Below are 13,388 nucleotides of genomic sequence, written 5' to 3'. Positions count from 1 at the left end.
CGCCGGCCGGCTCACCGCCCCCCCGCGTCGAGCACGCCCGTGAGGGCCTCGAAGCGGGCGATGTTCTCGGGGTGGCAGAGCTGCCGGTCGAGATAGCCCTGGACCGCGCCGGACAGCCACCAGCTCATGGAGAGGTCCTTCATCGGCGCCGCCGATGGGCTCACGGTTCCGGCCGGGCCGCGCAACGAGCAGGGCTCGTGCGGCCCCAGCAGCGGGACCCGGTCGTAGACCTTGAAGGTCAGCGTCAGGAAGGCGTGGCTCGCCCGATAGGCCGCCTCGGCGGCGTGGCCGTCCCGGGTGCTGGCCAGCGCCGCGACCGGAGCCGTGAGTCCCTCATGCCAGGAGGATCGCGGCGGGGCCGGGAGGGCGGCGTTCGGAGCGTCCCCGCGCACGGCCTCCTCCGGGTTGTTGGTGATGTGAAGGATGACCGGATCCAGGCCGAACGCCTGCAGGGCCTGCGCCAGCTCGCGCGCGGTGGTCAGCCCGTCATTCTCGAAATAGCCGCCATCGACCAGGAGGTCGCGCAGCGCGGAGCCGCCGGCATCGCGAATGCCCGCCTGGGGTGAGATGACGGGAAAGCGCGCGCTCGCGGTGGCGGCGGTGGAGAGGCGCACGCCCCCGGTTATCGCCACCGGCCCGGTCTCGCAGGTGCCGTTCCGGCCGGCCACGGTCTCGAACAGGTCGAACGCCACCGGGGAGAGCCGGCTCGTGGTGCCGTCCCGGCAGTGGAAGGGCTGCAGGTCCGTGATGATGGACCGCCGGCCTTCCCGGACCGAGGTGGTATTGAGAAGCAGCCTCGGGACAACGGCCGATCCGGGAGCGGGGGCGTCCTGCCCGACGAACCGGGTGAGGCCCGAGCCCTCCCGCACGGCCTCGTCCCGCGCGATCAGGGCGTAGCGGCGCTCGAGGGCTTGCTCGAGCAACACGGCCCGGTCCTGCGCGATGAGGAAGCCGAACAGGTCACGGAAGGCGAGGCCGATGAAGGCCGGCGACAGGAAGTCGCCGGCGGCGAGGGTCTGAAGGCAGGTCTTCCAGGTGAGCGCCCGCTTGCCCGGCCCGCTGCCGTAATCCTCCGCGGGTCCGAACCACCGGTTGTCGAGCCTGGCGCAGGGCGGAGCGTCGGCAGCGGGGTGATCGGCCAGGAGACTGCGCAGCATCGCGGCGCCGACCGCCCCGCCGGAGACGCCCGAGACGGCGAAGAGCCGCTGGCGGAAGGCGGCCGGGGCGGTGTCGAGGAGTTCGCCGACGACCGTTCCGGTGAAGAAGGCCGCGCGGCTCGCGCCCCCGGCGCTGGCCACGATCACCGGATGTGCGCCGCACGCCGCCACGGGGCCGGCCGGACAATTCGCCTTCGTCCAGGCGCCGACGGCCTCGGGAAGCGCGGCCTGCCGCAGGTTCGTGGCCTCCGCCACGCTGCGCAGGTCGTGAAAATGCTGCGTCAGGCCGGTCGCACCGATCAGGCCGGCGAGGAGCAGCGCGACGACGGGGACCCGCCACTGGTGCGACAGGGCCGAGAGGAAGGACAGGATCGAGACCGGAAGCGCGAGCATCAGCACCACGAACGGCGCCCGGGACACCCATTCGGCGAGCGTCAGCGGAGCGCTGAGCGCGGCGATCCAGGCGAGCGCCTGCGCGACCAGGAGGGCGAGGGCCACGCCGTCCCAGCGGACGCGCCCGCGCCGGCTCGCGTCCCGCGCCGCCCGCCCGCGCGCGGTGGCGAGATCCGCGAACCAGAACGCCCCGGCCTCGGTCAGCAGCGTCGTGGAGCGGCCGGTCAGGGCGTCGCGCAGGAAGGTGCCGAGCGGCTCGGCCGCCGCCGCGCCGCCGAGGAAGCGGCGGCGGAGGATGACGTAGCCGAGATAGAGCGCGCCGCACGCCGCCGTCGGCCAGAGCAGGACGATCGGATCGCGCAGCGCGAAGGCGTCGCGGATCGGCTGGATGTCGCGGTGCGCCCCCCAGATCCCGATGCCGAGCGCCGCGAGGCAGAGCAGCCCGAGGAGGCGCGGGATCCAGGTCGCCGGCAGGACGTAGCGGTGGCGGAGCTCGGCCAGGCGAACCGCGCTCAAGGGGAGCTCCGCGCCCCGCCCGCCCCAGGCCTGCTGCTCCAGGACCTTTCGTGCCGCGAAGTGGACGATCACGGCCCAGAGCAGGGCCAGCCCGAACAGGGCGGTCCAGTACGCGGTGTAGCTCTGCGATTCCATGAAGAGATCGCGGGCCGGCTCGGCGAGCGAGAACAGGGCGATGCCGAGCCCGGCGCTGAGCGCGGGGATGCGGCAGACCCACAGCACCCGGAGCCAGCGCAGGACCGGGCTCCACGCGAACCACCAGAGGGCCGACAGCGCGAGCGCGACGCCGATCCCGACGAACCACCCCGACTGCATCTCAGCACCTCGCGCGTGACGGTGACCTGTGATGGGCGGCGGCGCCGCTCAAGCGTTCCGCTCGGGTTGCGCCGCGGTCACGGCCGGCTCATCAGCACGGCCCGGAAGAGTCCGAAATAGAGAATCGAGAGGAGCAGGCCGAGGCCGCCCTCGAGGGGCGCGAGCCAGAGGAACCGGCCGCCCAGGCACAGGCAGAAGGCCGCGAGGACGAACCGGCCGCCGATGCCCAGGATGTTGCCCAGGCGGCGGTTGACGGGGTCCAGCAGCCCCGGGATCTGGAGATAGACCGCCAGGAGAACCAGGCCGCCGCAGGCTCGGACCCACCCCAGGACCGGAGCGCCCCCAAGCTCGAGGAGCGAGGCGATCCAGGCCGGGGCGGTCACGGCGACCGAGCCCCAGGCACCCTCGGTCATCAGGGCGATGAGAAGCAGGCGCCGGAAGGCCGCCTCGCGGGATCGCGCCTCCGCCTCGGTCCAGGCGAGGCTCAGGGCTTCGTCCACGGCGCGCCTCCGCGGCTCGAACGCTCGGACGCGGCCCCGGTCCGGGCCTCTCCCGCCCCCGCCCCCTTCGCCCAGGGGAAGAACAGGTTGCGCGCGTCCGCGAAGTGAGGCCGCAAGGCCGGACAGTGCCGCTCCATGACGCTGCGCAGCGCGTTGTCCTGGATCCAGGCGAAGCCGGCCGGCGTGTAGATCTCGGGCCGGAAATCCTCGGTGTAGAAGCGGTCGCTCTTGAGGCGCCGGGACGCCATCAGGATGAAGATGCGGAAGGCCGTGTCGGAGAAGCCGAAGGCCGGCGGCGTGCCGTACCGGACCGACCGGCTCTCGGCCAGGGTGCCGACCAGGAGATCCACCGCCTCGATATTGCCGCCATAGACCTCGTCGAGCTCCTTCTGCCAGGTCACGTCGTCGGTGAGCTCGGCGAAGGTCCTCGGCACGTGCGCGTTGATGTGCCGCCGGAAGGCGCAGTAGCGCGGCACCCCGCGCTCGCGGTCGCGCAGGATGTCGACCGCCGCCATGTCGAGATAGACGCCGTTCGCGTCCAGCCGGTCGAGCCGGCGCAGCCCGTTCGGGTAGTTGTGCAGCACGAGGGCGCCCGGCTTGCTGGTGGCGAGGGAGTACACCACGTCCGCGAAGGCGACGCGCTCGTGGATCTCCCGGGCCTGGCCGCCCGCCACCTTGGCGAGGTCGCGCCGCAGGATCTCGGCATCGTCGGCGTGGTGCCGGAACGAGAAGACATCCGGCATCAGGGAATGCATCCGGTAGACGGCGGCGAACTCCTCCGTCATCGCGTAGGGTGCCGCGTGGTGCTCCGTCGGCGAGCCCGGGATCCCCGAGAGGATCTCGCCCGTCCCGACACGCCCGAAGGCGCGGGCGTAGTGCTCGCCGAGGAGGCCCCAGAAATTGCCGCGCATCACCATGCGGCCCTCCGGCGAGTTCATCAGCGCCGGGGTCCACTCCACCGTGTGGATCTTCGCCGTGAGCGCGGCATTGACGAGCCGCGCCTTCTGGAACAGCCACTCGCCGCAGGCATCCGGATACGCGTCCCGCAGGTGGTCGACGATGGCGTTGTGCTCGCGCGCGAACAGCGTGTGCATCACGGACAGGCCGATCCACCAATTGCCGTTCACCCCCGCGAGTTCGAGGTTCCGATCCGCCTTGCCGCGGGCGGTCCGGTGCGCGAGCGGCAACAGCCCGTCCGCGGTCAGGCCGAGCTTCCCGTCGGACAGGACGCGGCCGGTCGCCGGGTCGGTGCGCACGGCACGCTGCCGCTCGAGCGAGGAGCCGTAGATCTGCGAGCCGTCCCACCAGCCGGTCTCGGTGTTGGCATAGGCCGCGGGCCGTCCCGCATCCGCCGCGGAGCGCCGGTCCGGCCGCGTCGGCAGGACCGTCATCCGCCCCTCCGGCCAATCGTCCCCTTGCGGGAGCGGGATCTCGTGCGGCGCGGCGCAGCGGTCGCCCGATTCGTGGCTCAGCCAGTCGTGGATCATGAACTGGATCCACGCCGCCGCGAGGACGTTCAGGTGCGGGACCTCCACGAAGTCGCCCCGCGCCAGCAGCCGGTTGCTGATCAGGCGCGGGCTCGGCGCGAACAGCGTCGGCGGCGTCTCCCCGAACGTCCGGTCGAGCGGCATGTTGCGGCCGAAGCGGGCCCCCGCCATGCCCATCCAGGGCGTCCCGAGGTCGTTGAAGCTGCCATCCGCCGTTCGGGCGCCGCGCATGTCGAACTCGGGCGGCAGCGCCGTCGGCGGGGGCACCGTCTGGGTGTCCGTGAGATTGAGCCGGCGCATGATCGTGCGGTGGCCGACCACCATCGGGACCGCGATCAGGAAGGGCCAGCGGTGCCAGGCCTGGATGCGGCTCAAGCTCAGGGTCATCCATCCGACGAGGCGCTCGGAGGCCGGGATGCGCGCCGGAGCCACGTCCGGTCGCGGAGCGCGCTCGCTTGCGTCGGCGGGACACGGGAGGACGAGACTGGAGCCGGAGGGTGGGGCCGGGCCGTCCGTCAGGTCGAGCGAACGCTTCACGATCGAGCCCTCCGCGCATGGATCGGTGAGACGACGATCAGGTCCAGGCCAGCGCCATGTCTCCGGCCAGGGGACGAGGTTTCACCAAGTCTCCGACCGTCGGTCGGGACCGGCGCGGGCGGCCGACCCGACCTGCCTCTCGACGCCGCGAGTAGAGCGGTTCCGGCCGGCCTTCTGTGATCCACATCACAGTTCGCCATGTGCGTGCAGGATACAAGCCGTCGTCGATCCCGATGGGCCGACGCCGGTCCGGCGGGCATCCCGCTTTTCCTCGGCCTGCCGGGCCGGGTCCCCCGATCATGGCCGACCTGCCCCCGCGGCGCCGGGCCCCCTGCCCGCGACGCGCCGAGCGGCCGGACCGCGCTCTCAGCGCGCGCGAATCCACGCCAGCAGCGGCCATCGACGGCGCCTGCCCGATGCCGGGATCACGCGCGGAATCACCGCCGCACCCCGGACCGCCGCGTCGCGCTGCGCCTCGATCATGCGGTGGATCCGCTGCATCGCGGCGACGAGATCCGCCGTCGTCTGCCGCACGCTCTCGAAGGCCTCGTCCCGATGGATCTGCAGGAGCCGTATCTCGGCTTCGCGGAGCAGGCGCGTCGCCTCGTCGTGGTAGCGGTCGACCTCGTCGAGGTCGTGACAGGGCACCCTGGCCAATCGCATGGCGACCGCCTCGTGACGGTGAAGATCGGCCTTCATCACAGAGGACGCGGACGGGTTCTGTGACGAGGATCACACTCGCGCCGGCGGCCCCGGACCCTCGGCCCGCCCCGCGGCGGGGCCGCTTGCGCGTCCTCACGCACCAAGGCGCAGGTTTCGAGCTCGTATTCGGCGCCTGCGAATCCACGCAGGCCACGAAGCATCGGCTTCGTCACAAGTACATTTGTTCGTCATGCGGAAATTTCTTCGCGCGTCCGATAGCGTACGGTGATTAAAGCCTGCCTGCGTTGGAGTTTGGTGGATTAGGCCTGTTCAACTCCCGACAAATGAGCTTCTTGGTGGCGCTGTTGAACGCTATGTTGTGCCGCACACCGGACGTTCCCGGCGCGGGCTCTGTTCTGTCGAGCCCGCTTCCGGACGCGGCGCATGCGGGGTGCGTGCGGTGCGGATCACCGAAGGGTCACTGTCTTGGGACGACAAGGGCGCCGAACGATCGAGCCGGGGATCTCCCTTCGAGGCGAGCGCCGCGAACTCACGATCGTCTTCAGCGATCTCGTCGGATTCACGAAGCTGTCGGCGTCGCTCGACCCGGAGGACCTGAACGAGGTCATCGGCGCCTTCGAGGAGCAATGCCGGCAGGCGCTCCGGCGGTTCGGCGGCTACCTCGAGGGCTTCCACGGGGATTGCGTGCTGGCCTTCTTCGGGTACCCGGCCATCCGGGGGGACGAGGCCGCGCGTGCCGTCATGGCCACCCTCGCCATCCATGAAGGCTTCGAGAAGCTGCGCTTCCCCGATGCCGGGCAGGTCCGGGTTCATTCCGGCATCTCGACCGGCGTGACGGCGGTGTTCCTCGATGCCGGCACCCCCCGGTTCGTCGGGGAGCCGGTCAACCTCGCGGCGCGCCTGCAGAAGATGGCGGCCCCCGGCGAGATTCTCGTCTCCGAGGCGACGCGCTCCCTCGCGGGGGCGGCCATCGAGACCGAGCATCGCGGGGAGCGCTTCATCCGGGGCGTCTCCGACAAGCGGCCGATCTGGCGGGCCGTCCGCCTCAAGGAGGATCACCGCAACCCCGAGCCGACGGCGAGGGGCCGGACGCCGCTCATCGGGCGCGAGCCCGAGCTTCGCGCGCTCGCGGAATGCTGGGCCCGGAGCCTGCGGGGCGAGGGCCAGAAGGTCGTGCTGTGCGGCGAGCCCGGCATCGGGAAATCCCGCCTCGTGCGGCATTTCTGCGAATCGCTGATCCCCGCGCCGCGGACGATCCACCTGCGCTGCGACGCCCGGCACGCCAGCACGGCGTTCCATCCGTTCACGGAGTTCCTGCGCACCCTCGCGCGCCGGGACGGGGACGCCCTGCCCGGCGCGCGCGAGCGCGCCCAGGCCCTCGACCCCAGCGCGCGCGAGCGCGCCCAGGCCCACGTCCCCAGCGCGCGCGAGCGCGCCCAGGCCCTCGTCGCCCTGATCTCGGGGGAGGAGACCGCGGGCGGCCACTCCGCCCCCGCGAGTGCGGCGCCGTTCCGCGACCCGGCATCCGTCCGGCGCGCCATCCTCGAGCGCCTGATGGCCGTCGTGACCGGCATCGCCGCGCAGGGACCGACGCTGATCGTGCTGGAGGACGAACACTGGATCGACCCGAGTTCGCTCCAGGTCATGAACGATCTCGGCCGGGCGCTCGCCGACAGCCGGGCCCTCATCCTGGTCACGAGCCGGACCTCGACGCCGCAGGAGCGCGGGCCGATCCGCGACCGGGTCCTGCGCCTGAGCCGCCTGAGCAACGCGGAGACCGCCGACATGCTGAGCGTCCTGCTCGGCGAATGCCGGACCTTGCCGAGCCTCGCCCGCGAGATCTGCGCCCGGGCGAGCGGTCTGCCGCTCTTCATCGAGGAGGTGGCCCTCGCGGTGAAGCAGGAGGGCGGCGCGCGGCGGAACGGCAAGCCGCGGTGCGGGGACTCGGCCCAGGCCCTCACACGTCTGCCTCGGAGCGTTCAGGAACTCGTCCTGATCACCCTCGACCAGATCTCCTCGGCCGATCCGATCGCGTCGGCCGATGCGATCGGGTCAGCCAGGCAGGCCTCCCCGGCCAAGAAGGTCGCGCAGATCGCGTCGGTGATCGGCAACGAGTTCGACCTGGAGACCCTGCAGCGCCTCGTCGCCGAGACGCCGGGACAGGTCCGGCGCGCGATCCTGCTCCTTCGCCATGCCGGCATCATCAAGCCCCTGCTCACTCCCGAGCGCTTCGCGTTCCACCACGCCCTCGTCCGGGAGGGCGCCTATGACAGCCTCCTGAAGAAGGACCGGATCGAGCTGCATCGCCGCATCGCCGCGATCATCCAGCGCGGCGAGGCGTCCGGAGGGCAATCGGGGCCGGAGATCGCGGCCTACCACTACGCCGAGGCCGGCCTCGTCGACGAGGCGGTGAAGTGCCGGATCGCCTCGGCCGGACACGCGCTGGAGCGTGCGGCGAATTTCGAGGTCATCGCGCATGCCTCGGAGGCGCTGGCCCTGCTCGAGCGGCAGCCGGCCCGCACCCGCGACCGGAGGCTCGAGCTCGCGGCCCACCTCCTGCTCGGCACCGCGCTCTGGTCCGTCGAAGGCTTCGCCTCCACGGAGGTCGAGACGGCGTTCAAGCGCGCCCGGATCCTGGCCGAGCAATGCGGCGACGCGCAGCAGATCTTCGTGTCCTACCGCGGCCTGTTCGGGTGCTACTACGGTCGCGGGAAGCTCGATCGCGCCTCGCAGAAGGCCAACGAGGTCAAGCTCCTGGCCGAGCGCATGCGGGAGCGCAGCGCCCATTGCATCGGGCACATGTTCGCGGGCCAGACCGCGCTCTGGCGCGGACGGCTCATCGAATCCCAGACGCAGCTCGAGCTCTCCCTGCTCGAGTACGACGAGGTCGACCAGCGGCGGCGCCTGCTGTCGTTCCAGATCGATCCCGCCGTCAATGCCGGCCTGCATCTCAGCTGGGGGCTCTGGCTCCAGGGACATTCCCTGCAGGCGAAGACCTGCTCCGACGCCGCGCTGAGCTCCGCGCGGGAGTTCGGGCAGCCCTTCGGGCTCGCCATGGCGCTGTTCTGGAAGGCGGTGCTGCACACGTGGCTCGCCGAGCGGGAGGTCGCGCGCACGCTTCGACGCGAATTGCGCGAACTCGTGGCGCACCACACGATCTCCTATCTCAGCGCCCCCGCGACCATCCTCGAGGGCGAGGACCGGATCGACCAGGGCGACCATCAGCACGGGATCCATCTCGTGCTGTCCGGCCTGCGGGAATTCCAGTCCCGCAGGGGCGGGCTCGGCATGCCCTGGTCCATGTCGATCGTGGCCGAGGGCTGCCTGCGCAGCGGCCAGCTCGAGCAGGGCTCCCGGGCGATCGCGACGGCGCTCGCCGCGGCGCGGCGCAATCAGGAACGCTACTGGGAGGCGGAACTCTACCGGCTGAATGCCGAGCTGATCTTCGCAAGGCCGGTCATCGACCATCGGGCGCTGTCCCGGAGCCTGTCCCGTGGCGTCGCGGTCGCACGGTCGCAAGGCGCCCTGGCCCTGCAGCGCCGGATCGAGCGATCCGTCCGCCAGATGTGCGCGCGTCACGATGACGATGTGCGCGTATTTCGGCGGATCAGGGAAAGCTTCCAGATTTCCAGTTAGGCTCGTGGGCGCGCCGGCAGAAGGCCTGTCGCTCACGGAGAGATTTTCGAGCGAATACCTGCAATCCCTCCCGGAGTTGCGCCGATGATCTTCGAGCCGCGCACGATCAAGGGCGTCACGTTCCGCAACCGCGTCCTCCGCTCGTCGGTCGGCGGGCGGATGGCGGCCTATGACGGGACCGTCACGGATGTCTGGAGCAATTTCGAGCAGACCTTCGCGGATGGGGGCGTCGGCGGGATCATCTCGACGACGTTCAGCACGAACCGGAGGCGGCAGACGCCGTTCGAGTACCCGTCCCTGTCGGAGCAGCGCTTCGTCCCACCCCTGAAGCGCCACGTTGCCGAGATCAGGGCCCGCGGATGCCCCTACATCATCCAGATCGGGGATCCGGGTGCGGCGACCCAGCTGAGCCTGTTCGGGGAGGATGCGGATGCGCTGTCGTCCTCGTCGGGGTTCGAGTTCCTGTACGGCTACGCGAATCGCCGGGTCGCGATGTCCGCCCGGGAAATCCGCACGGTCATCGAGGAGTTCCGGGTGGCGGCCGGCCGCGCGCGCGAGGCCGGCGCCGACGGCATCGAGATCACGGCCGAGAAGGGCTACCTCATCCACCAGTTCCTCAACCCCGGGCTCAACCGGAGGCAGGATGAATGGGGGGGCACCGACGAGGGCCGGTTCCGGCTTCTCGAGGAGATCGTCACGCGTGTGCGGGAGGGGGTCGGGGACGATTTCCTGCTCGGCATCCGGCTCGCGGCGCGGGACTTCAACTACCTGCCCTACGCCAACTTCATCCTGCGGTTTCCCTGGACGTTCCCCCTGCGTCACCACCTCTTCGGGAACGACCTGCCGACCACGCTGGGCTTCGGGGCCCGCCTGAAGCAGCTCGGCGTCGACGTCCTGCACGTGGTGACCGGAACGGGGTTTCCGGGGCCAAAGGGCAATCCGGGGGCGTTTCCCCTGCGGGAGATCAAGCTGTTCTTCAACGCCACCCGGCATCTCAGCCGGAAGGCCGCCGCCCGCGCCACCCTGCTCAATCTCGTGCCCGAGCGGATCGCCCTGCCGCTCCTGTCCATCGGCTGGCGTGAGCAGGCCGGCGTCAGCCTGGAGGAAGCGGAGGCGTTCCGGAGGCAGGTCGGTCTGCCGGTGATCACGAATGGCGGCTACCAGAGCCGGTCGGACATCGATCGGGGTCTCAGCACCTGCGATTTCGTCTCGATGGCCCGGGCGCTCATCGCGACGCCGGATCTGATCAGCCGATACCGGGACGGTGCCGGGCAGCCGGAGGAGGCCTGCACCTTCTGCAATCGATGCTGCGCGCGCTCGGCGACGAGCCCCCTCGGATGCTACGAGCCGGAGCGCTTCGGAGGGGATTTCGACCGCATGGTTCAGCAGATCCTGGCCTACAACACGCCGGTGCGGGTCCCCCCGCCGCAGATCGCGCCAGCTGGCGCCGCGGAGGCGGCCTCGCGCTGAACCGGCCGTCACCTCCGGTCGAGGGCATGGGCCGCCGGGCGGGACGCGCCGGCACGGGGCGACCTGCGCCACGGCGACGCGCCGCATCGGCGCCCGGGAAGCGCTCGACGGCAGCCCCGTCGACGGGCTGGAGAAAGTCAGCGAGGCGCAGTACCGGAGCGGATTGGCCGGTTCGTCCCCCCCCCGAGAGCACCCGCATGCCCCACGTCATCGTCAAACTCTACGCCGGCAAGTCCGAGGCGCAGAAGGCCAGGATCGCCGACGAGGTGACGCGGGCCGTGATGGCGAGCACGGGCTGCGGGGAGCAGGCCGTCTCCGTGACGGTCGAGGACGTGGATCCGAAGGACTGGGTGGAGACGGTCTACAAGCCCGATATCGTCGGCGGCGCGGACCGGCTCTACAAGAAGCCGGGCTACGACCCGCTGCGGTAGCGCGGCGCTTCGACCAGCAGGGCGACGGTTGACGCGGGCCGGCGCCGGCCCGGATCGTGGCGGCGGTAGCCCGGGAGGGGCGCGCACCGCTCGGCCGGCACCCGCACAGCCGTCCCTCGGCGAGGCCGGCCCGCACCCGATCCCCGGACAGGGACCGTACGTCCCGGCGGCGATGTGCTAAGAGGCGGGGCCCGGGAGGGGCCGCGGATCCTCCCGGGCACGATCGAGCGATGGCCGGAGCGCCCACCCCACGGGCCCGGTCGTCGCCGGGGAGGGACGGGATGCTCGACCGGCGGGACGTCATCAGGCGCGCGGGGCTCGCCGCGTTGCTGGGCGCGGGCGGAGGAGCCCTCTCGCCGCTGCGCGCCCTGGCCGGCGAGGCGGCCGCCCTGCCCTTCGGCAACGGCGAGCGGCCGCTCGTCGCCTATCCGGGCAAGCGGCCGCTCCTGCAGATGACGGCCCGGCCGCCGCAGCTGGAGACCCCGTTCGCGGTTTTCGACGAGGGCGTCATCACCCCGAACGACGCCTTCTTCGTGCGCTACCACCTCGCCGACATCCCGACCGCGATCGACCCCGAGACCTTTCGGCTGGCGGTGAAGGGGCTCGTCGACACCCCGATCTCCCTCTCGCTGGCCGAGCTCAAGGCCATGCCCGCCGCGGAGATCGTTGCGGTCAACCAGTGCTCGGGCAATTCGCGCGGCTTCTTCGAACCGCGCGTCGCCGGCGGCCAGCTCGCCAACGGGGCGATGGGCAACGCGCGCTGGACCGGCGTGCCCCTGAAGGCCGTGCTCGACCGGGCCGGCGTGAAGCCCGGCGCCGTGCAGGTCGTCTTCGAGGGCCTTGACGGCCCGGTTCTCCCGGAGACGCCGGACTTCGCCAAGGCCCTCGGCATCGATCACGCCCGGGACGGGGCGGTGATGCTGGCCTGGGCCATGAACGGCGAGGACCTGCCCTGGCTCAACGGCTATCCGCTGCGCCTCGTGGTGCCGGGCTATTACGGCACCTACTGGGTCAAGCACCTCAACAGCATCGGCGTGCTCGACAAGCCCTATGACGGCTTCTGGATGCAGAAGGCCTACCGCATCCCGGACAATCCCTGCGCCTGCACCGAGCCCGGGCAGGCCGCGAGGGCCACGGTGCCGATCGGCCGCTTCACCGTGCGCTCGTTCCTGACGAACCTCGCCGACGGCGCCCGCATCAAGGCCGGCCGCACGACCCTGCGGGGCATCGCCTTCGATGGCGGCTCGGGCATCGGGTCCGTCGCGGTCTCCCTCGATGACGGCCGGACCTGGGCGGAGGCGCGGCTCGGACCGGATCTCGGGCGCTACTCCTTCCGTCCCTGGAGCCTGGAGGTCGGTCTCGGCGCGGGGACGCACCCGATCCGGGTCCGGGCGACGGGCAATGACGGCGTGAGCCAGCCGATGGAGGCCTCGTGGAATCCGGCCGGCTACCTGCGCAACGGCGTCGAGACCACCCGGGTGCAGGCCGCGTGAGGGGGGCGAGGATGACGCAGCGACGGCTCGGTCTCGCCCTGATGGCCTCAGCCCTGGCGGGCGGCGCGGCGCTCGCCGCACCGCGGACCTACGACCTGCCCGATCCGACGGCGCAGCTCAGGCCCCCGAAGGACCGGGCGCAGCAACCCGGCTTCGAGGCGGCGCAGGCCAATTGCCAGGTCTGCCACTCGGTGGACTACATCGCGATGCAGCCGCCGGGAAAAGGAAGGGCGTTCTGGGAGAGCGAGGTGACCAAGATGGTCACGGTCTACCACGCGCCGGTCGCCGAGGCCGACGCGAAGGCGATCGCGGCCTACCTGGCCGACACCTACTGAGCCGGAGGGCGCCGGCCCGGTGCCCCCGCGCGAGCCACGGACCGGCCGACCCGCGGCCAGGTCCGCGTGCCGCACGGGACCGCCAGCCTGCAGCCCCGCACCGACAGCGCGGAGGGCGTCTCGCTCCAGATCGTGACGTCGTCGGACTTGCCGTTGTCGCCGTCGGAGATCCGGCCCTCGTGGCGGCCCTCCGCATTCGGGCTCGGCCCGAGGCTCGTCGGGTGGCCGAGGGGCAGGCGGCCCTGCTTGCGCGGATCGGGATTGACCGTGTCGCGGCGCGCCTTCCCGCCCTCGTCGAGGGACTTGCCGCCCCAGACGACGGAGCCGCAGAGAGGCGCGGGGCCGGCCGGATCGGGGCGGGCGTCGTTCAGGCCCGCACAGCTCGGTCCGCACCCGGGCGCAGGCTCGCGAAGGCCGCGAGGCCGACGAGGGCGGCCGAGCACGAGCGGACGAGG

The 13,388-nt window shown here is 71.7% G+C and carries 10 protein-coding genes; 5 read left to right on the top strand and 5 right to left on the bottom strand.

What is annotated here, in order from left to right; all coding sequences use genetic code 11:
• Window positions 1-11: 11 nt before the first annotated feature.
• The 4 genes from F6X51_RS08795 to F6X51_RS08780 all read right to left on the bottom strand — a co-directional run bounded on the left by F6X51_RS08795 (window position 12) and on the right by F6X51_RS08780 (window position 5,604).
• Complete coding sequence (locus tag F6X51_RS08795) at window positions 12-2,381, bottom strand: hypothetical protein (protein ID WP_150962841.1); 2,370 nt, start codon at window positions 2,379-2,381, stop codon at window positions 12-14.
• Between the two features lie 77 nt (window positions 2,382-2,458).
• Window positions 2,459-2,881, bottom strand: coding sequence for a hypothetical protein (locus F6X51_RS27780; RefSeq protein WP_191970047.1), 423 nt, complete (start codon window positions 2,879-2,881; stop codon window positions 2,459-2,461).
• On the bottom strand, window positions 2,866-4,905 hold the full coding sequence (locus tag F6X51_RS08785) for a peroxidase family protein (protein WP_210250293.1): 2,040 nt from the start codon (window positions 4,903-4,905) through the stop codon (window positions 2,866-2,868). The genes F6X51_RS27780 and F6X51_RS08785 overlap by 16 nt, the downstream gene beginning before the upstream one ends.
• Window positions 4,906-5,271: 366 nt before the next feature.
• Window positions 5,272-5,604 (bottom strand): hypothetical protein, encoded by a 333-nt coding sequence (locus tag F6X51_RS08780; protein WP_150962840.1) that lies wholly within the window; start codon window positions 5,602-5,604, stop codon window positions 5,272-5,274.
• A gap of 429 nt (window positions 5,605-6,033) precedes the next feature.
• Between F6X51_RS08780 and F6X51_RS08775 the strand changes: the two genes are divergently transcribed.
• The 5 genes from F6X51_RS08775 to sorB all read left to right on the top strand — a co-directional run bounded on the left by F6X51_RS08775 (window position 6,034) and on the right by sorB (window position 12,933).
• The gene (locus F6X51_RS08775) at window positions 6,034-9,204 is read left to right on the top strand and encodes an ATP-binding protein (protein WP_191970045.1); all 3,171 of its coding nucleotides are present in this window, start codon (window positions 6,034-6,036) and stop codon (window positions 9,202-9,204) included.
• 84 nt (window positions 9,205-9,288) lie between these two features.
• On the top strand, window positions 9,289-10,674 hold the full coding sequence (locus F6X51_RS08770) for an oxidoreductase (protein ID WP_150962838.1): 1,386 nt from the start codon (window positions 9,289-9,291) through the stop codon (window positions 10,672-10,674).
• 197 nt (window positions 10,675-10,871) lie between these two features.
• Window positions 10,872-11,105, top strand: coding sequence for a tautomerase family protein (locus tag F6X51_RS08765; protein WP_150962837.1), 234 nt, complete (start codon window positions 10,872-10,874; stop codon window positions 11,103-11,105).
• A 281-nt stretch (window positions 11,106-11,386) separates the two neighbouring features.
• Entirely contained in the window at window positions 11,387-12,598 is a 1,212-nt protein-coding gene (gene sorA, locus F6X51_RS08760) for a SorA family sulfite dehydrogenase catalytic subunit (protein ID WP_150962836.1), read from the top strand.
• A gap of 11 nt (window positions 12,599-12,609) precedes the next feature.
• The gene (gene sorB, locus F6X51_RS08755; protein ID WP_150962835.1) at window positions 12,610-12,933 is read left to right on the top strand and encodes a SorB family sulfite dehydrogenase c-type cytochrome subunit; all 324 of its coding nucleotides are present in this window, start codon (window positions 12,610-12,612) and stop codon (window positions 12,931-12,933) included.
• On the opposite strand, the gene F6X51_RS08750 is transcribed toward sorB, so the two are convergent.
• Window positions 12,927-13,376, bottom strand: a complete 450-nt coding sequence (locus tag F6X51_RS08750; protein ID WP_191970044.1) for a DUF2147 domain-containing protein — start codon at window positions 13,374-13,376, stop codon at window positions 12,927-12,929. The genes sorB and F6X51_RS08750 overlap by 7 nt on opposite strands.
• Between the last annotated feature and the right edge of the window lie 12 nt (window positions 13,377-13,388).

This window comes from Methylobacterium planeticum (assembly GCF_008806345.1).
Classification (GTDB): Bacteria; Pseudomonadota; Alphaproteobacteria; order Rhizobiales; family Beijerinckiaceae; genus Methylobacterium; species Methylobacterium planeticum.
This window is presented reverse-complemented; position numbering and strand designations above follow the sequence as displayed.

Bases quoted from the DNA above. Each gene is read 5' to 3' on its own strand.
- F6X51_RS08795 (WP_150962841.1), bottom strand. From the start codon at position 2,381: ATGCAGTCGGGGTGGTTCGTCGGGATCGGCGTCGCGCTCGCGCTGTCG.
- F6X51_RS08780 (WP_150962840.1), bottom strand. From the start codon at position 5,604: ATGAAGGCCGATCTTCACCGTCACGAGGCGGTCGCCATGCGATTGGCC.
- F6X51_RS08770 (WP_150962838.1), top strand. From the start codon at position 9,289: ATGATCTTCGAGCCGCGCACGATCAAGGGCGTCACGTTCCGCAACCGC.
- F6X51_RS08765 (WP_150962837.1), top strand. From the start codon at position 10,872: ATGCCCCACGTCATCGTCAAACTCTACGCCGGCAAGTCCGAGGCGCAG.
- sorA (WP_150962836.1), top strand. From the start codon at position 11,387: ATGCTCGACCGGCGGGACGTCATCAGGCGCGCGGGGCTCGCCGCGTTG.
- sorB (WP_150962835.1), top strand. From the start codon at position 12,610: ATGACGCAGCGACGGCTCGGTCTCGCCCTGATGGCCTCAGCCCTGGCG.